Annotated in this window: 16 protein-coding genes; 11 read left to right on the top strand and 5 right to left on the bottom strand. The window is 66.5% G+C overall.

From position 1 onward, the window contains the following. Positions 1–83: 83 nt before the first annotated feature. Together pssA and CHB73_RS05545 are read right to left on the bottom strand one after the other, a co-directional pair. A complete protein-coding gene (gene pssA, locus CHB73_RS05550; protein ID WP_089272928.1) occupies positions 84–851 on the bottom strand; it encodes a CDP-diacylglycerol--serine O-phosphatidyltransferase in 768 nt (255 codons plus the stop codon). 21 nt (positions 852–872) lie between these two features. Further along, positions 873–1,511 (bottom strand): phosphatidylserine decarboxylase family protein, encoded by a 639-nt coding sequence (locus CHB73_RS05545; protein ID WP_089272926.1) that lies wholly within the window; start codon positions 1,509–1,511, stop codon positions 873–875. 165 nt (positions 1,512–1,676) lie between these two features. Here CHB73_RS05545 and CHB73_RS05540 point away from each other — a divergent pair, with 165 nt between their 5' ends. Beyond that, entirely contained in the window at positions 1,677–2,192 is a 516-nt protein-coding gene (locus tag CHB73_RS05540) for a nitroreductase family protein (RefSeq protein WP_089272924.1), read from the top strand. A 10-nt stretch (positions 2,193–2,202) separates the two neighbouring features. Here CHB73_RS05540 and nhaA read toward each other — a convergent pair whose 3' ends face one another. Together nhaA and CHB73_RS05530 are read right to left on the bottom strand one after the other, a co-directional pair. Beyond that, positions 2,203–3,537: a Na+/H+ antiporter NhaA gene (gene nhaA, locus CHB73_RS05535; protein WP_218819349.1), complete on the bottom strand. Its 1,335-nt coding sequence runs from the start codon at positions 3,535–3,537 to the stop codon at positions 2,203–2,205. Positions 3,538–3,595: 58 nt separating this feature from the next. Next, positions 3,596–4,933 (bottom strand): UDP-glucose dehydrogenase family protein, encoded by a 1,338-nt coding sequence (locus CHB73_RS05530; RefSeq protein WP_089272922.1) that lies wholly within the window; start codon positions 4,931–4,933, stop codon positions 3,596–3,598. Between the two features lie 211 nt (positions 4,934–5,144). Between CHB73_RS05530 and CHB73_RS05525 the strand changes: the two genes are divergently transcribed. The 10 genes from CHB73_RS05525 (at position 5,145) to CHB73_RS05480 (ending at position 16,426) form a co-directional block, all read left to right on the top strand. Beyond that, the gene (locus CHB73_RS05525; protein WP_089272920.1) at positions 5,145–5,870 is read left to right on the top strand and encodes a pyridoxine 5'-phosphate synthase; all 726 of its coding nucleotides are present in this window, start codon (positions 5,145–5,147) and stop codon (positions 5,868–5,870) included. Positions 5,871–5,880: 10 nt separating this feature from the next. After that, positions 5,881–6,285, top strand: coding sequence for a holo-ACP synthase (gene acpS / locus CHB73_RS05520; RefSeq protein ID WP_089272918.1), 405 nt, complete (start codon positions 5,881–5,883; stop codon positions 6,283–6,285). Between the two features lie 16 nt (positions 6,286–6,301). Then, positions 6,302–7,894 carry an NAD(P)H-hydrate dehydratase gene (locus CHB73_RS05515; RefSeq protein ID WP_089273405.1) on the top strand — a complete coding sequence of 531 codons (1,593 nt, stop codon included), beginning with the start codon at positions 6,302–6,304 and terminating at the stop codon, positions 7,892–7,894. Then, entirely contained in the window at positions 7,888–8,355 is a 468-nt protein-coding gene (locus tag CHB73_RS05510) for a CBS domain-containing protein (protein WP_089272916.1), read from the top strand. Before CHB73_RS05515 ends, CHB73_RS05510 begins: the two co-directional genes overlap by 7 nt. Then, positions 8,355–8,864: a tRNA (adenosine(37)-N6)-threonylcarbamoyltransferase complex ATPase subunit type 1 TsaE gene (tsaE, locus tag CHB73_RS05505; RefSeq protein WP_089272914.1), complete on the top strand. Its 510-nt coding sequence runs from the start codon at positions 8,355–8,357 to the stop codon at positions 8,862–8,864. The genes CHB73_RS05510 and tsaE overlap by 1 nt, the downstream gene beginning before the upstream one ends. Next, the gene (locus tag CHB73_RS05500) at positions 8,861–10,072 is read left to right on the top strand and encodes an aspartate kinase (RefSeq protein WP_089272912.1); all 1,212 of its coding nucleotides are present in this window, start codon (positions 8,861–8,863) and stop codon (positions 10,070–10,072) included. The genes tsaE and CHB73_RS05500 overlap by 4 nt, the downstream gene beginning before the upstream one ends. Before the next feature lie 22 nt (positions 10,073–10,094). Further along, positions 10,095–11,735: a citramalate synthase gene (gene cimA / locus CHB73_RS05495; RefSeq protein WP_089272910.1), complete on the top strand. Its 1,641-nt coding sequence runs from the start codon at positions 10,095–10,097 to the stop codon at positions 11,733–11,735. After that, positions 11,735–12,556: an MBL fold metallo-hydrolase gene (locus CHB73_RS05490; protein ID WP_089272908.1), complete on the top strand. Its 822-nt coding sequence runs from the start codon at positions 11,735–11,737 to the stop codon at positions 12,554–12,556. Before cimA ends, CHB73_RS05490 begins: the two co-directional genes overlap by 1 nt. A gap of 110 nt (positions 12,557–12,666) precedes the next feature. After that, positions 12,667–13,836 carry an alcohol dehydrogenase-like regulatory protein ErcA gene (gene ercA, locus CHB73_RS05485; RefSeq protein ID WP_089272906.1) on the top strand — a complete coding sequence of 390 codons (1,170 nt, stop codon included), beginning with the start codon at positions 12,667–12,669 and terminating at the stop codon, positions 13,834–13,836. Beyond that, positions 13,826–16,426: a sensor domain-containing protein gene (locus CHB73_RS05480; protein ID WP_089272904.1), complete on the top strand. Its 2,601-nt coding sequence runs from the start codon at positions 13,826–13,828 to the stop codon at positions 16,424–16,426. The genes ercA and CHB73_RS05480 overlap by 11 nt, the downstream gene beginning before the upstream one ends. On the opposite strand, the gene CHB73_RS05475 is transcribed toward CHB73_RS05480, so the two are convergent. Then, positions 16,407–18,884: a DNA internalization-related competence protein ComEC/Rec2 gene (locus tag CHB73_RS05475; RefSeq protein WP_143337315.1), complete on the bottom strand. Its 2,478-nt coding sequence runs from the start codon at positions 18,882–18,884 to the stop codon at positions 16,407–16,409. The genes CHB73_RS05480 and CHB73_RS05475 overlap by 20 nt on opposite strands. Positions 18,885–18,904 lie beyond the last annotated feature (20 nt).

Genomic DNA, 18,904 nt, shown 5'->3' with positions numbered 1-18,904 from the left:
GGTGGCACCCGCTTGCCGCGCACAAGCACCATGCCATGCGCGGGTGCGTTTTGTCCAGTCCCTGGTTGGGGCAAGAAGCAGGGTTAGCCCTGTTTCTGCTCCTTGGCGGCCAGCATCTTGGAGCCGCGCGGCGAAAGGATGAACAGGGTGTAGATGGGGCCGCTCAGGATGTAGCCGAGGAAAAACACGAAGCCGAGCATCTTGGGCTGCGAGGCCACCATGACGAAGAGCAGGATCACCGTCACCATGGAGCTGAAGGGATGCGCCTTGATGAAGCCGTACTCCTTGAACGAGGCGTAGCGCATGGTGCTGACCATGAGGAAGGACAGGATGTAGACGAGCACAAGGCTGGCAGTTGGCAGCACGGTGCCGAGCCAGGCCTCGGGCAGGTGCGGGGCAAAAAGCACCAGTGTGGCCAGGGTGCTGGCCTGCGCGGGAATCGGCAGGCCGATGAAGAACTTCTTGCTGGTGACGGCGGACTGCACGTTGAAGCGGGCGAGGCGAAGCGCTCCGCAAGCCACAAGGAGAAAGGAGGCCATGAGCCCAAGGGTGCCGAACCCGGAGAGCTGCCACTGGTACATCATAAGGCCGGGCACCGCGCCGAAGGCGACCAGATCGGCAAGGGAGTCGAACTGCACGCCGAACTCGCTGGTGGTGTTGGTGAGCCGCGCCACCTTGCCGTCCAGGCCGTCGAAGAGGCACGAGCCCAAAATGCACAGGGCCGTGTGCTCGAAGCGGCCCTCCATGACCAGGACCATGCCCAGAAAGCCCAGGAACAGGCTTGCAGCAGTGAAAAGATTGGGCAGTATGTACACGCCCTTGTGGCGGGGCAACGCCTTTTCCTTGGCCATACGAACTCCCGGGCGGCGGCCCTACTTGCGGACAGCGATGGCCGTCTCGCCCGCGCGGACGGTTTCGCCCACATAGACCTTCACGGCATAGCCGTCAGGCAGATAGAGGTCAACACGGGACCCGAACTTGATGAGACCGAACCGCTCGCCCCGGCGCAGGATGTCGCCGTGCTCGGTCCAGCAGACGATGCGCCGGGCGATGAGCCCCGCGATCTGCACGATGGTGAAGCGGTCGGCCCCGCGGCCCATGACAAGAATGTTGCGCTCGTTGTCGGTGCTGGCCTTGTCCAGGCTGGCGTTAAAAAACTTGCCCGGAATGTAGCGGATGGCCTCTACGCTGCCCTCCACCGGGGCGCGGTTCACATGAACGTCGAAGATGTTCATGAAGATGCAGACCACCTGCCGCACCTGGCCGGAAATCGGGTCCGGAGCGAAATCCACCTTGACCACGCGGCCGTCCGCCGGGGAAACAACCGCGTCCAGATCCTCGGGCGCAACACGCTCGGGATCGCGAAAGAAATTCACCACGAAACACGTGACAACAAGCAGGACCAAGGCGAAAAGCCACCAGCCCATGGCGGCGAATACCAGGGTGGCGAAGGCGAAAAGGCCGATGGCCGGCAGGCCTTCGAGGCTGAGTCCTATGGACGGTTTGCGCATCTGCTGCTCCTGAAAGGGTAAAACAACCGGCTTGGCCGGACAAGATGCCACTACCTGCCATTGCCGCGCAGGTCAACTGCCCGGCCTTTGCCTTCTGCCGCGCGAAGGCGTAGGGGTGCCGAAGGTGGTTTGCCTCACGCCGCCACACAGCACGAGGAGGTCCTCATGGACGTCATGGACGCCATTCTCACCCGCCGCAGCATCCGCAAGTACGCCGAGGGGCCGGTCACCGACGAGCAACTGCGCACGCTGCTCTCCGCCGCCATGGCCGCGCCCAGCGCAGGCAACCAGCAGCCCTGGCAGTTCGTCGTGGTGCGCCAGCCCGCCCTGTTGGCGGAAGTGTCCCGCATTCACCCGCATGTGCACATGGCCGCCAAGGCCCCGGCGGGGATCCTCGTCTGCGGCGACACGCGGGTGGAAAAATACCCTGGCTACTGGGTCATAGACTGCGCCGCAGCCGTGCAGAACCTGCTGCTGGCCGCGCACGGCCTTGGCCTGGGCGCCGTGTGGACGGGCATCCATCCAGTGCAGGAACGGGTCGAGGCCTTCGCCAAGCTCTTCGGCGCACCGGCGGGGGTTGTGCCACATTCCTTCATCCCCATCGGGCGGCCAGCCGAAGAACGGCGGAGCGAGGACCGCTTCCGGCCGGAGCGCATACACCAGGAGCGCTTCCCGGCCTGAAGAGGCGCAATCAGGACCGCCTGGGCGCCGGGGTCAGCAGGCGCAGCACGGCCCAGCCCGCAAGGGCCGAAACCAGCGAGGCCGTCAGAATGCCGAGCTTGGCGCTGTCCTTCACCGCCGGGTCGCTGAAGGCCAGTTCGGTGATGAAGATGCTCATGGTGAACCCGATGCCCGCAAGGCACCCGGCCCCGAGCAGATGCCGCCAGCCCACCCCGGCCAGCCTGGGGGCGATGCCGCTTGCGGTGAGCCCCAAAGCCGTTAGGGTGACCCCGAGCGGCTTGCCCAGCACCAGCCCGAACATGATGCCCAGGTTCACCGGCCGGGCGATGGCCGCCGCCATGTCCGCAGGCAGCAACACGCCCGCGTTCACAAGGGCGAATACGGGCATGATGGCGAAAGCCACCCAGGGGTGCAGCATGGCGTCCAGGCGCTGCAACGGCGTCTCGGCATCGCGGCAGGCCTCGCGCAGGGTCAACAACAACTGGGGCTGGCGTTTGCTCTCCAGCATACAGCGCATCCCCTCCTTGCAGACCCCCTCAAATTCATTCAGGATATTCCTGCTTCTCACCAGAAAGTCCTGCGCCCCTGCACGCGGCCGGGCCGGGATGGTCATGGCCGCCAGCACCCCGGCCACGGTGGCGTGCACGCCGGAGGACAAAAAGAAGGCCCAGGCGGCGATGCCCAGCAGCAGAAAGGGCAACGGCTTGCGGATGCCCGAGGCGTTCGCTGCGGCCATGAGCGCCAGAAATCCCACCCCCGCGCCAAGAGCGGCCAGGGAAAGCTGCGAGGTGTAGAACAGCGCAATGATCAGCACCGCGCCCATGTCGTCGGCAATGGCCACGGCGGTAAGAAAGACCTTGAGGCTGACGGGGGCGCGCTCGCCCAGAAGGGAGAGGATGCCCAGGGCGAAGGCGATGTCCGTGGCGATGGGGATGCCCCAGCCCGCCATGTGCGGTCCGCCCTGGTTGAAAAAGACGTAAAACGCGGCGGGTGCGGCCATGCCCCCGGCCGCGGCCAGGATGGGCAATATGGCCTTGCGCGCGGTGGACAGCTCGCCCACCAGCAGTTCGCGCTTGATCTCAAGGCCCACCACGAAGAAGAACACGGCCATGAGGCCGTCGTTGACCCAGTGCGCCAGGGAAAGGTCCAGGACATGCCCGTCCAGGCCCACGCGCAGGTGCAATTCGCGAAAGCGCTCGTAGGAATCGCCCCAGGCCGAGTTGGCCCAGAACATGGCTGCGGCCGTGCAGGCCAGCAGCACCAGTCCGCCCGCCGCGGACATGGCGAAGAAGCGGTTGAAAGGCGTGAGAATGATCTCGATGGGGGGCGTTTTCCGTGCGCGCATGGGTCCTCCCGATGGCGGAGGATTCCCCCGCCCGTTTGGGCCTGGACGCCGCCGCCCGTCAGCGTCCGATGCCGTAATGTTTGAGTCCGAAGCGGGCCAGCAGTTCCGGCTGGTACAGGTTGCGGCCGTCGAAGACCACCTTGTGGGCCAGCTTCCTGGCCATGCCCGCAAAGTCCGGGTTGCGGAACTGGTTCCAGTCCGTCACCACGGCCAGGGCGTCTGCACCGTCCAAGGCCTGGTACTGCTCTGCCACCAGCTCCACCAGCGGGTCGGCGGCAAGCTCGGCCTGGGCGCGTTCCCGAGCCACGGGATCAAAGGCCCGCACGCGCATCCCCCTGGCGGTAAGCTCCCTGATGATGGCCAGGGCCGGAGCCTCGCGGATGTCGTCGGTGTTGGCCTTGAAGGCCAGGCCCCACAAGGCCAGGGTTTTGCCCGCCACGCCGCCCAACGGCTCGAAATGGCGCAACACCTTATGGGCCAGCACCAGCTTCTGCCGGGCGTTCACCTGGTCCACGGCGTCTATGAGCCCGGCCTCGTACCCGGCCTGGCGGGCGGTGCCCAAAAAGGCCTTCACGTCCTTGGGGAAGCAGGAGCCGCCATAGCCGACACCAGGATAGATGAAGTCATAGCCTATGCGGTGGTCGCTGCCAATCCCAAGGCGCACTTCGGAGACATCGGCCCCCACGCGCTCGCAGATGTTGGCGACCTCGTTGATGAAGCTGATCTTGGTGGCCAACATGCAATTGGCTGCGTACTTGGTCATCTCCGCGCTTTTGACGCCCATGATGATGAGCTTCTCGCGGCTGCGGGCGAAGGGGGCGTACAGCGCCTTGAGCATCTCCGCGCTGCGCGGGTTCTCGGTGCCCACGATGACGCGGTCGGGCTTCATGAAGTCCTTCACCGCATCGCCTTCCTTCAAGAACTCCGGGTTGGACACCACGTCCACGTCCACATCCATGCCGCGGGCGGACAATTCGCGGTCAAGGATCGCGCGGACGCGGTCCGCCGTGCCCACGGGCACCGTGGACTTGTTCACCACGATGAGCGGGCGCGAAACCGTTCGTCCGATCTCCGCGGCCACGGCGTCCACGTAACAAAGGTCGCAGGTGCCGTCCGCGCCTTCCGGCGTGCCCACGCAGACAAAGGCGAACTCGGCCCCGTCGCCGTCAAAGGACAACCCCTCGGCCAGGCTGTCGGTGAAGGTCAGGCGGCCTTCCGCCGTATTGCGGCGCACCAGGTCCTCAAGGCCAGGCTCGAAAATATGGATGCGCCCGGCGCGCAAGGTCTCCACCACTTTGGGATTGGCATCCACGCAGCGCACGTGGTTGCCCATCTCCGAGAGGCAGGCGGCAGTGACCAGGCCGACGTATCCGGTTCCGACGATGCAGACGTTCATGAGCTGGCTCCTGGGATGAGATTGGCGAGCGGACGGGCGCTTCCGGCCGCATTGGGGTACATTCCCCGTGTGCGGATGTCAACGCGGCGCCTGCGGAGGGGCCGCCCCGCCCTGCGGACCGCGCCGAGAGGAGGGAGCGTGCGGCGCTGTTGCCTTCGCTACGGGGAAAGCGTACATAAAAACAAACGCATCCCCACACCGGAGGACCCCCATGCCCCTTCTTTGCGTCAACGTGGACCATGTCGCCACCCTGCGCCAGGCCCGGCTGGGCCGCGAGCCGGACCCCGTACTGGCCGCCCACGAGGCCGAGCTTGGCGGGGCGACGGGCATCATCGTGCACCTGCGCGAGGACCGCCGCCACATTCAGGACCGCGACGTGGAGCTTCTGCGCCGCACGGTGAACACGCGGCTCAACCTGGAGATGGCCGCCACCCGCGAAATGCAGCAGATCGCGCTGACCATAGGCCCCAACACCGTGTGCCTGGTGCCGGAAAAGCGCCAGGAGCTCACCACCGAGGGAGGGCTCAACTGCGTGGGCCGCGAGGGCGAGTTCTCGTCCTTTCTCGCCCCGCTGCTGGAGCGCGACATCACAGCCAGTCTGTTCATCGACGCCGACCCCGCGCAGATCGAAGCGGCCAGCCAGACGGGCGCGCAGTTCGTGGAGCTGCACACCGGCCACTACGCCAACGCCCGCACGCCAGAGGCCCGCCAGGCCGAATTCCGTAAAATCGTCGATGGCGTGCGCCGCGCCCAGTCCCTTGGCCTCAAGGTGAACCTGGGCCACGGGCTGGGCTACGTGAACGTGCTGCCCTTCGCCAAGGTGCCGGGAATCGTGGAATACTCCATCGGGCACAGCATCATGGCCCGCGCGGTCTACACGGGCCTGCGCAGGGCCACCCGCGACATGGTGGACATCCTGCGCGGGTTCGTGGACTAGGGCGCCGCCAATGATTCTGGGCCTGGGACTCGATGTGGCCGAGGTGGAGCGCATCCGCAACAGTCTGGCGCGCTTCGGAGCGCGCTTCGTGGGCCGGGTGCTCACCGCGGCCGAGGCCGAGGCCATGCCCAAGTCCAACGCGGAATATTATGTCGCCGCGCGCTTCGCCGCCAAGGAGGCCTGCGCCAAGGCGTTGGGAACCGGCTTCTCCCGAGGCGTCACCCTGCACAGCATCGGGGTGGCCGCCCTTCCCTCCGGCGCGCCCAGGCTTGTGCTCACCGGCCGCGCACGGGAGCTGGCCCTTGAGATGGGCGTGCGCGCGGCCCACGTTTCGCTCACGCACGAGCGAGGAATCGCCGCAGCCGTGGTGATTCTGGAAGGCCCGGACACGACCAGTGGACAGCCGGAGATCTGACCCGATGGGAGGCTTCATGTTCGAACCACTGCCCACGCCAGCGGAAATGGCCGCCTGGGACCAGGCCGCCATCACGGACTTCGGCCTCAAGGCCGAACTGCTCATGGAGAACGCCGGAGCCCGCGCCCTGGACGCCCTGGAGCAGGCCGTCGGACCGCTGGAGGGCGCGCGCGTGCTGCTGATGGCGGGCGGGGGCAACAACGGCGGCGACGCTTTCGTGCTGGCACGCAGGCTGCTGGACGCCGGGGCCGAACCGCTGGTGCTGCACACAAAGCCCAGAAGCGGCCATTCCCCCGAAGCCCGCTACCACATGGATCTGGCCCGCCGGGTCGGCGCGGAACTGCGCAGGCTGCCTCTGGACCGCGCCGCACGCGTGCTTGAAACCCTGCCCCGCCCGGACATCGTGGTGGACGGCTTGATCGGCGCCGGGCTCAAGGGACCGCTCTCAAGCGAGTACGCGGCGCTCATCGAGGCCATGAACCGCCTTGGGGAAAACGCCTTCGTGCTGGCCCTGGACATTCCTTCCGGCCTGTGCGGCACCTCCGGCCTTCCCAAGCCCGTGGCCGTCCGGGCCGACCTCACCGTCACCTTCCACGCGGCCAAGCTGGGCTGCGCCCTGCCCCACGCCGCACCCCATGTGGGAACGCTGGACGTGCGGAGCATCGGCATTCCCCGCGCGGCCACTGCCGCGACATCGCCACGCCAAATGCTCATGACCGACGCGCTGCTGGATCTTTTGAAGATTCCCGCGGCGGATCTGCACAAGGGTAAGGCCGGGCACGTGCTGGTCATCGGCGGGGGCGAGGGGCTCACCGGGGCGGCGCAGCTCTGCGGCCTCGGGGCCCTGCGCGCCGGGGCCGGGCTGGTCACCCTGGCCTGTCCGCGCGGCGTGCTGGCCGAAGCCAAGGCCGCCATGCCGGACCTCATGGCCCTGCCCCTGGGGCAGTCCGGCCAGGCCCGTTTCATGCCCGATTGCCTGGAGGAGTTGCTGCCGCACTTGAGCCGCTTCGGAGCCGTGGTCATCGGCCCCGGCCTTGGGCGCGATGCAGGCTCCGGCGAATTTCTCGCCGCCTTCGCCACCGCCTTCGCCCGGCACTTCAGCCAGGAGATGGGCAAGGCCTGGGCGCCGCCCTGCGTTTACGACGCCGATGCCCTGTTCCACTTGGCCCAGTCGCCGGGGCTCATGGCCGAGCTGCCCGCAAACGCCGTGCTGACGCCGCACCCCGGCGAGATGGCGCGCATTCTGGGCATGGGCATGGGCGAACTGCAGGCCGACAGGCCAAGCGCGGCCCGACGCTTCTGCCAAACGCACCCGCAGGTGCTGGCCTTGAAGGGCGCCGGAACCCTGGTGGCCCAGAACGGCGTGCTGCGCCTGTGTCCCATCGCCGCGCCCAACCTGGCGGTGGGCGGCTCCGGCGACGTGCTGGCCGGCGTCATGGCCGCCTGCCTGGCGCGCGGCATCGAGCCGCTCTCCGCCGCCTGCCTGGCCGTGCACTGGCACGCCCTGTGCGGTCGCCGCCTGGAAGAGGATTTCCCCCTCCGGGGCAACCTGCCCACGGAGATCGCCCATACCCTGCCACTTGTCCTCAAGGAGCGCACATCATGCTGAAGGCCATCGACATCATGACCCCGGACCCGGTGACCCTTTCGCCCGAAACCGACATCAGAAGCGCTGTGGCCCTGCTCATCGAGAAGAAGATCAACGGCGCGCCCGTTGTGGACGCCAAGGGCAAACTCGTGGGCGTGCTTTGCCAAAGCGACCTTGTGGCCCAGCACAAGCAGGTCACCATGCCCTCGCTGTTTTCCATGCTCGACGGCTTCATCGCCCTGTCCAGCCGCGAGGACTTCGAGCGGGAGATACGCAAAATTGCCGCAAGCACCGTGGCCGACGCCATGACCCCGCACGCCAAGTCCGTGTCTCCGCACACGCCCATCGACGAGATCGCCACGGTCATGGTGAACGAAAAGCTCTACACCCTGCCGGTAGTGGACGGCGGCAAACTTGTGGGCGTGGTGGGCAAGGAGGACATCCTGCGCACCCTGCTGGAACATCACGACGCCAAGGCCTGATGACGCGGCTTTTCCTTCCCGACGCGCAGGCAACCCTGGCCCTGGGCGCGGCGCTGGGGGTCGCCCTGGCCGCCGCGCGCGGGGAGGGCGGAGGCTCCATGCCGCTGCTGCTTTCCGGCCCGCTCGGCTCGGGCAAGACCACCCTGGTGCGGGGGCTGGTCTCCACCCTTCCTGGCGCACACGCCGCCGAGGTCTCCAGCCCCAGCTTCAACATCGTAAACCTGTACCCCACCACCCCGCCCGTGGCGCACTTCGACCTGTACCGCGTGGCCGGGGCCGCGCCGGACGAATTCTTCGACGCGCTGGACGCGAAGGATGTTCTGGTGGTGGCCGAGTGGGCCGAGAACCTGCCCCCTGGCGAACGTCCGGACGAGGCGCTGCTCCTCGCCTGGACCCCTGTTCCCTCTGGACGGGCGCTCGAAATCAGGGCATGGGGAAAGGCGGCCGAGGCCCTGCTGGACGCCCTGGCCCCTAAGCTCAACCAATGGCGGAAGGAATCCTCACAATGAAGAACATCGTGGTGCAGAAATTCGGCGGCACCTCCGTGCGCAACCTGGAGTGCATGAGGCAGGTGCTGAACAATGTTCGCCGCCCCTTGGCAAACGGCGACAAGGTCATCGTGGTGCTTTCGGCCATGGCCGGAGAAACCAACCGGCTCATCGCCCTGGCCAGGCAGTGGTCCGACCACCCGGACCCGGCGGAGATGGACAGCCTTGTCTCCACCGGAGAGCAGATCTCCGTGGCCCTTTTTTCGATGATGGCCAAGGACGAGGGCATCAAATGCCGCAGCGTGCTCGGCTTCCAGATTCCCATTGAAACGGACAATTCCTACGGCAAGGCCCGCATCGAGGACATCGACTCCGAAAAGCTGCTCAAGATGCTGGAGATTGACGACGTGCTGGTGGTCGCGGGCTTTCAGGGCGTGGACGCCATTGGCCGCATCACCACCCTGGGGCGCGGCGGCTCCGACACCTCTGCCGTGGCCGTGGCCGCAGCCCTCAAGGCCGAGATGTGCGAAATCTACACCGATGTGCCCGGCGTGTTCACCACCGACCCCAACATCTGCGCCGAGGCCAGGAAGATCGACCGCATCTCCTATGACGAGATGCTGGAAATGGCCAGCATGGGTGCCAAGGTGCTCCAGATCCGTTCCGTGGAATTCGCAAAAAAATACAACGTTGCCGTTCATGTGCGCTCGACCTTCAGCGACGAGCCCGGCACCATGGTCACCCAGGAGGATACAGTCATGGAAGCAGTGCAGGTCTCCGGCGTCGCCTACGACAAGGACCAGGCGCAAGTCACGCTGGTGGGCGTCATCGACGAGCCCGGCGTCTGCGCCTCCATCTTCACGCCCATCGCGGAGAACAAGATCCTGGTGGACATGATCGTGCAGAACCCCAGCAAGGACGGCCGCACGGACATCACCTTCACCGTCACCCGCGCCGACCTCGACGCCACCCTGAAGCTCATCGAGGGGCTGAAGGGCGAGATCGGCTACCAGGCCCTGCTCTCGGACAAGAACGTCAGCAAGGTCTCGGTCATCGGCGTTGGAATGCGCAACCACTCCGGCGTGGCGGCCAAGGCCTTCCGCGCCATGCGCGACGAGAACATCAACATTCTCATGATCTCCACCTCGGAGATCAAGCTCTCCTGCCTCATCGAGGACAAGTACACCGAACTTGCGGTGCGCACCCTGCACCAGACCTTTGTGGGCTAAGAACAAAAGGACAGGAATCATCATGCGCCAGGCCAGCATCTACGACACCACCCTCCGGGACGGCACGCAAGCGGAAGAAATGCACCTCACCACAGAGGACAAGATCCGCATCGCCTGCAAGCTGGACGAGCTCGGTGTGCACTACATCGAGGGCGGCTGGCCCGGCTCCAACCCGACGGACAAGGCGTTCTTCAAGGAAATTCAGAACTACGCCCTGAAGAACGCCTGCGTCGCGGCCTTTGGCAGCACCCACAACGCCAAGACAACGGCCGAGAACGACCCCAACCTCAAGGCCGTCATTGAGGCCCAGGTGGCGGCGGCCAGCATCTTCGGCAAGACCTGGGACTTCCACGCCACCCACGCCCTCAAGGTGAGCCTGCAGCGGAACATCGAGCTCATCTCCGGCAGCCTGGCCTTTTTGCGCCCGCACCTGAAGGAGCTCTTCTTCGACGCCGAGCACTTCTTCGACGGCTTCAAGGCCAACCCGGACTACGCCATCGCCTGCCTGAAGGCCGCGCGCGACGCCGGGGCCGACGTGCTGGTTTTGTGCGACACCAACGGCGGCGCATTGCCTGCGGAGGTGGCCGAGATCATCGCCAAGGTGCAGGCGACGCTTCCAGGGGCCGCCTTGGGCATCCACGCCCACAACGACGCCGAGCTGGCCGTGGCCAACAGCCTGGAGGCCGTACGCCTGGGTGCGGCGCAGGTGCAGGGCACCATGAACGGCTATGGCGAGCGCTGCGGGAACGCCAATCTCTGCTCCATCATCCCAAGCCTGGAACTCAAGATGGGCGTGCGCACCATCGGTCCGGAAAACCTCAAAAAGCTTGCCGGGATATCCCACTACGTGGCCGAGACAGCCAACCAGCGCCCCTTCCCGCGCCAGCCCTATGTGGGCGGTTCGGCCTTCGCCCACAAAGGGGGCGTGCACGTCAGCGCCGTGGTCAAGAACCCCCAAACCTACGAACACATCGACCCGGCCCAGGTGGGCAACGTGAGCCGAGTGCTGCTCTCGGATCTGGCCGGACGCAGCAACATCCTGTTCAAGGCGCGCCAGTACGGCTACGACCTGGAAAAGGACGACCCGGCGGTGCTGGACCTGCTGGCCGAGCTGAAGCGCCGCGAAAGCATGGGCTACGACTATTCCGTGGCCGAGGCGAGCTACGAGATCCTCTTCTTCCGCATGATGGGCTGGAGCAAGCGCTACTTCCAGATGCTGAACTACCGCGTGCTCGACGCCGTGAACGACGAGAAGGAGCCCTTCAGCGAGGCCACGGTGATGCTGCAGGTGCGCGGTGAGGTGGCCCACACGGCGGCCACGGGCCACGGCCCGGTGAACGCCCTGGACGTGGCCCTCAGGCGCGCGCTGGAGCCCTCCTACCCCACCCTGGCGCAGATGCGCCTGCTCGACTTCAAGGTGCGCGTCATGTCCATGGCGGACAAGAACGGCGGGGGCACGGCCTCCTATGTCCGGGTGCTCATCGAATCCGGCGACCGGCAAAACCGCTGGAGCACCGTCGGCGTGTCGCACAACATCATCGAGGCCAGCTGGCAGGCGCTTGTGGACTCCATCAACTACAAGCTTTTCAAAGACGACCCGCAAAAGTGGCCCAGACCGGGCGGCAAGCACGACGCCACCGCTCCAGGGGAGGTCCGGCGCTGATGCCCACGCAATTTGAAATAGCCATCCTGTGCGACAACGAATCCTGCGCCCCCGAGTTCGGCAGCGAGTGGGGGCTTTCCATGGCCCTCACCCTCGCCGATGGGGCGCTGTGGCTGTGGGACACGGGCAAAACCGGCCTGTTCCTCAAAAACGCTGTGGCGATGGGCATCGATGTGGCGCGCGCCCAGGGTCTGGCCCTGAGCCACGGGCACTACGACCACACCGGAGGGATTTCCGCGCTTCTTGCGGAAGGATTCACCGGCACCATCCACGCCCACCCCACCTGCGCCAGTGACCGCTGGTCCGCTGACCCCAAGGGGCCGCGCCACATCGGGCCGCCAACCCCGCTGCCGACGTTTGTCCCGGCTGGCCCCATCACCAAACTCGCGCCCGGCCTGACCATGATCACCGACATCCCCCGCGAGCAGGGCCGTTTCCAGGCTGTGCAGGGCTTCTCCTACGACCGCGACGGCCGCCAGCCCGACAACGTCCCCGACGACGCCTTCCTTGTGCTCGACACGGCGCAAGGCCCGGTGGCCGTGCTGGGCTGCTGCCACAGCGGACTGGCTAATTCCCTGGACTGCGCGCGCGACCGCCTGGGCATCGCATCCTTCCATGCCGTCCTGGGGGGATTGCATCTCTACAAAGCCGACACGAACGCGCTGGAGGAAACCGCCGATGCGCTCCATCGGCATGGCGTCTGTCTGCTTGTGGCCGGGCACTGCACCGGTGCGGACCGCTTCCAGGACTTGCGAGGTCTTTTGCGCGGCTGCAAAACAGAGTACATGGCCGCTGGTCGGCGCTATACCTTCCGAGCTTAGCCGACCGACATTCTTCCCCCACCCCTCTTCCATTCTTCAAACTTCTGCGGTACGTAGACCATAGAAGTTTATCGCGTCATACACGACGCCAGTCGATGGAGGAGGAATACATGACCACCACGTCACTGCTTGATCTGCGCAAGTTCCTCGCTCCGGAATCCGTGTTCGGAGGAGGCGCGGCCACCCTTGCCGGGCGCTACGTACAGAATCTCGGCGCGCGTCGCGCGCTGCTCGTCACCGACCCCGGCGTGCTGGCCCTTTCCTGGTTCCCAGGCATAATGCAAAGCATCTGCGATGCGGGTGTTGAAGCGGTGCTCTTCTCCGACATCCACCCCAATCCGCGAGACCACGAGGTCATGCTCGGCGCCGAGCGCTACCGCGAAAACGCCTGCGACGCCATTGTGGCCGTTGGCGGCGGCAGCCCGATGGATTGCGCCAAGGGCATCGGCATCGTGGTGACCAACGACCGCAACGTGCTGGATTTTGAAGGCGTGGACAACGTGGCGCATCCCGGCCCTCCGCTCATCTGCATTCCCACCACGGCGGGCAGCTCGGCCGACGTGTCCCAGTTCGCCATCATCAACGACACCTCGCGCAAGGTCAAAATCGCCATTGTCAGCAAGGCCATGGTGCCCGATGTGGCCCTCATCGACCCGCTTTTGACCTTGACCATGCCGCCGGGACTCACCGCGAACACCGGCGTGGACGCCCTCACCCACGCCATCGAGGCGTACGTCTCCAACGCCCACGGCCCAACCACGGACCTCTTCGCGCTGGACGCCATCAGGCGCATCTCCCAGTGCCTGCCCCAGGCCATAGACTGTCCGGAAGACGCCGAAGCCCGCGCGGGCATGATGCTCGGCAGCATGTACGCCGGCCTGGCATTCTCCAACGCCATCCTTGGAGCGGTGCACGCCATGGCCCACAGTTTGGGCGGGCTCATGGACCTGCCGCACGGCCAGTGCAACGCCCTGCTCCTGGACCACGTCATCGCCTACAATTTCGATGCCGCGCCGGACCGCTATGCGGACATAGCCAGGGCCATGGGCGCCGAACTGGCGCCAACGGCAAACCATGAGGAAAAACGCGACGCGGTGCTGTCCCGGGTGCGCGCCCTCAAACACGCCGTTGGGGTCACCGGCGGCCTGGGGTCCCTCGGCGTCACCGAGGCGGACATCGACGGACTGGTGAACTTCGCCCTGCACGACCCGTGCATGGTGACCAACCCCAAGGCCCCCACGGCGGGGGACATCCGAGCCGTGTACCAGAATGCCCTCTGATCCGAAAAACGCACCGGACTCGCTGCGCGACAGGCTCATCGGGCTTGGCGAGCGCTCCATGGCCAAGAGCTATTATCCGGAACTGCGGCGCAGGCTGGACGAACTGGAGCGCTTCCGTTCCGTTGTGGACCACGCCAACGACGCCATATTCATGTTCCTCACCGCCGACTGGAGCGTGGCCGATGTGAATGAAACCGCGCTCCTGATGCTCGGCCTGTCCAGGGCCGAGGCCATAGGCGCGCACATCTCGCGCTTTTTCCCTCAGGAAATCGCCGCCCGCTACGCCGGGGCGCTGCAAGCCACCGGCGATCTGCACTTCCGCAACGGGCATATCGTCACCTCCCTTTCCGGCGCCGAGGGCCACAGCGTGCCCGTGGAAATCACGGTGACCCTGCACAGCTTCGCGGGCACGGGCTACGCCGTGCTCATCGCCCGAGACGTCACCGTGCGGCAGATGATCGAGGCCGAACTGGACAAAAGCCGCCAGCTCTTCGCCTCCTTCATGGAAAACTCTCCGGCCATGGCCTTCATAAAAAATCTGTCCGGCCGCTATGTCTTCTGCAATCCCGCCTTCGGGGAATGCCTGGGACTGCCCCCGCAGAAGATCATCGGTCGGCTCGACACGGACATCTGGCCCGAGGACGTGGCCGCAATGCTGCGCGAGTACGACGCCTACGTCCAACGGGAGGGCAAGCCCCTCATGGTGCAGGAGCAGGTGCGCCTGCGCTCCGGCGGCCCAACGCGTCATTTGCAGGTCTCCAAGTTTCCGCTCATGCAAAACCGCACCATCACAGGCGTGGCGGCAATCGCCGTGGACATCACCCGCCAGGTGCAAACCGAGCAGGCCTTGCAGCAAAGCGAGGACCGTCACCGCATCGTGGCGGAGTACACGCATGGCATGGAATGCTGGATCGGCCCCGCGGGCGAAATGCTCTACGTAAGCCCCTCCTGCGAACGCATCACCGGCTATCAGCGCGAGCACTTCCTGCACAATCCTCGCGGGCTGGAGGACCTGGTGCACCAGGCCGACCTGGACGCCTGGCGGCGATTCCACGCCCACGGGAAGGACGACGAGTCGCTCGATTACCGCATCCGCCACCGCAACGGTTCACTGCGCTGGGTCAACGAGGTCAAGCGCGATGTCATGGGCTCCGGCGGGGGCTCCATGGGCACGCGCATCAGCCTGCGCGACATAACCGACCGCAAGGAAATGGAGATACAGCTCCGGCACTTGGCCCTGCACGATCCGCTTACCGGCCTGGCCAACCGCACCCTCTGCCTGGACCGCATCCGGCAAGCCATGGAGCGCAGCCGAAGGCGCACGGCCCACTCCTTCTCACTCATCTTTCTCGACCTGGACCGCTTCAAGATATTGAACGACAGCCTGGGCCACACTTTCGGCGACCAGGTCCTGGTGACGGTGGCCGACATGCTGCGCAAGAGCATCCGCTCCTTCGACACGGTGTCGCGCTTCGGGGGCGACGAATTCGTCATCCTGCTTGAAGAACTCGCTTCCCCGCGCGAGGCCATCCAGGCCGTGCAGCGCATCAGAAACGCCCTGCGCCAACCCTTCTCCCTGGGCGGCCACGAAATCCAGCTCACCGCAAGCCTCGGCATAACCCTGGGCGGACAGGGGGCGGAAACCCCGGAAGACCTGCTCCGCAATGCCAACGTAGCCATGCACCAAGCCAAAAAAGCCGGGCGCAACCGCTTCAAGGCCTTTACCCAGGCCATGCTGGAACGCGCCAGCCGATTGCTGGTGCTGGAAACCGACCTGCGCGGAGCGATCAGCAGAGGCGAATTCTTCCTGGTCTACCAGCCCATCGTGCGACTGGACAACGCCGCCGCCCTGCACGGATTCGAGGCCCTCATCCGCTGGCGGCACCCTCAGAACGGGCTCATCTCTCCTGGCGAGTTCATCCCCGTGGCCGAGGAGTCCGGCCTCATCGTGGACATCGGGCTCATGGTCCTGCGCGAGGCCTGCCAGACGCTTATGAGCTGGCGCGCGGACTCGCCCTATGCCCGCGAACTGGTCATGAGCGTGAACCTCTCCCCGCGGCAATTCTCCGACCCAACCCTTGTGGAGGACGTAAAGACGGTGCTCGCGGAAACCGGTCTGCCTCCGCAGGCCCTCAAGCTGGAAATCACCGAGACCGCAATCATGGACAACGCAACAAGCGCCGTGGACAAGCTGCGCAGGCTCAAAAGCCTGGGCATGGCCCTGTCCATCGACGACTTCGGCACCGGTTACTCCTCCATGAGCAGCCTGCAGCAATTCCCGCTGGACACCCTCAAAATCGACCTGTCCTTCGTGCAGCGCATGGAAACCGGCCCGGAGGGCCTGGAGATCGTCAAGGCGATCATCAGCCTGGCGCACTCCCTCCAACTGCAGGTCATCGCCGAAGGGGTGGAACGCGAAGTCCAGCGCGATCTGCTGCGCGGCCTGGCTTGCGAGTACGCCCAGGGCTACCTGTACGCGCGCCCCCTGCCCACCCAGGAGGCATGGGAATACATGCGGCGCAGCCTGAACCGCCCCACGAGCGGAAACGACGGAAACAACGGAAACGGCCTCAAGGCCGGGCGGAAGTAAGGCCGAACTCCCGGCCCGGCCCCGCCCAGGCCAGACGCAGCATTCCGCGCCACGGCGTCGCCGCGAGGGGAATTCCCCGCCCGGCCAGTTCGGCCGCAACGTCCGCGTTGGGAAAGCGGTACTGGTTCAAAAAGCCGCAGCTCGCCAGCGCCAGGTCCGGCGCAACGGCTTCGTACAACATTCCGGACAGGCTCGACTTGGACCCATGGTGCGGCAGCAGCAGCACGGCGGCGCGCGCATCCACCCCGGCGTCCAGCATGGCCTCGATGCCGTCGCGCTGGATGTCGCCCGGCAAGAGCGCCAGCCCCTGCCCGCGCCAGACAAGACGCAACACAACCGATTCGTCGTTGGCGTTGCGCCCTGCGTATCCGTCCGCCGGGTGCAGAACCTCAAGCACGACACCTTCCCCCAAATCCAAACGCTCCCCGGCGGTAAGAACGCGCGGGGCCAGCCGCCCGGCGTTCACGCCCTCGGCAAGGGCCTGGTCCAGTGCAAGGCCCAGCCGTCCCTCCGGCCAGCGGCCATTGGTGTAGAACGCCCCAACGCGAAAATGGCGCAGAATCCAGGCCAAACCCTGGGCATGGTCCGCGTCCGGATGCGTCATGACCACGGCGTCGAGTCTGGGCGGCCTGCCCCAGGCAAGCGCCGGAGCGACAACGGACCGGCCGATGTCAAAGGTCGGGCTCATGGCCCCGCCGCCGTCCACGAGCACTCGCCTGCCGCCAGGGGCCTCCACCACAACGGCCTGGGACTGCCCAACATCCAGCACGGACAGCCGCACCGCATCGCGCATCTCGTCTTGGGCCAGCAAGGCGTGGGGCCAGACGACAAGAAGCAGTCCGCACAGGGCCAGCGCGGCCGGGGGCGTCGGTCTGTCCGGCCGAAGGCTGGCCGACGCCGCTGCAAGGAGAGCCGACGCGCCGAGCAGCTCGGGCCACAGGGGCCGCAGCACGGCCCAGGTGGGAAACCAGCCCCGCGCGGCCAGCAGATGCAGGCAATCGAGCATCCAGCCCTGGACCAGCGCGGCGAAGGACAAGACGGCGGCGGACGCGGTCTCCGCTCCTGGCGCAACCGCCAACGCAAGCCCGGCCATGCCCGGCAGTTGCACCAGCATACCCTGGACAGGCACCCAGGCCAGGTTGAGCAGGAAATTTGGCGGATAGGTTCCGAAGCACCAGAGGGAGATCGGCAAAAGGGCGAGGTTGGCGGAAAGCGTCAAGGCCAAGGCCTGCCAAACCCGCCGCGCCAGGCGCAAAGCGCGCCCCCGCGCCTGGGGAACCAGGGCGTCGAGCCAGGGATACAGGAAGGCCAGCCCGGCGACCGCCGCCACGGACATCTGCAAGCCCAGGTCGTACACGGCCAGCGGATCCCACACCAGCATGAGCGCCACGGCCAGGAACAGCCCGTCCACCAGGGGGCGACCCCGGTCCAGCAGCAGCAGGATTCCCCACGATCCGTACATGAGCGCCGCACGCACCAGCGAGGGGCTGCCCTGGCCAAGCCACACATAGGCTGCCACCAGCGGCAGCGAGAGCAGCACCGCGAGCTTCTGGCGGGGAATACGCACGTACACGCCCGGCCGGACCATCCCGGCAAGCCAAGCCAACCCCAGGCCCAGCAGGGCCACATAGACCACGTTGAGCCCGGAAAGCGCCAGCGTGTGCGAAAGCCCGGCCGCCCGCATATCCTCCGTGGCCTCCAGCCCGATGCGCGACCGGTCGCCCAGAAGCAGCCCCAGGAGCACCGCGCCGCCCGGAGTCTCCGGCAGAAGCGCGAGCAACCGCCCGCGCAAGGACTCGCGCAGATCCCACAACGCATGGGCCGGGCGTTCGCCCCAGACCGCCTCGATGTCCGGCCCGCGCGTATAGGCGCGCAGGAACACGCCACGCAACCGCTCGCGCCACTCGAAATCCGCGCCGCCAAAGTTGGCGAAGCCGTGCACGGGCCGCACACGCAGCACGACCTCCACGCTCTGCCCAGGCGCAGGGCGCGCTCCGGGCTCGTCCCAGTCCCAGGCGATGCGCCCGGGAAGCATCAGCCATTGCGACTCTGGCGCGGCAGCGGACACGGCGGCAGCGTCTCCGCCGCGTCTCCGCTCAGGCAACAATTCGGCCCTGGCGTCCTTGAGCAGGATTTCCAGACGACCGAAGGGCTTGTCCGTCACCTCGGCCACGCGGGCGAAAACCCGCGCCGTGGAGCGGGTCTCGCCCAGCGCCGCTGGCAGGGATGGGGCTTGCGGCAGCCGGAAGCTGGCGTATTGCTGGCCAACGAACAGGCAGGCCCCGGCCAGGGCCAGGGAAGCCAGTGCGGAGGCAAAGGCCGGTCTGCGAAACAGGACCAGCCCCAGCCACACAAGCCCGGCCGAGGCCAACGCCGCCTGCGGATGCCGCAGGGACCAGACCCCGGCTGCGAAACACAGCAGGTACGCCTGCCAGGCCAGCAGTCCGTGCCGGGCCATGCCCGCGCTGTCCCGGTCCG

It is taken from the genome of Humidesulfovibrio mexicanus, assembly GCF_900188225.1.
Classification (GTDB): domain Bacteria; phylum Desulfobacterota; class Desulfovibrionia; order Desulfovibrionales; family Desulfovibrionaceae; genus Humidesulfovibrio; species Humidesulfovibrio mexicanus.
The sequence above is the reverse complement of the archived record's forward strand: the minus strand, read 5'-3'. Positions and strand labels throughout refer to the sequence as shown.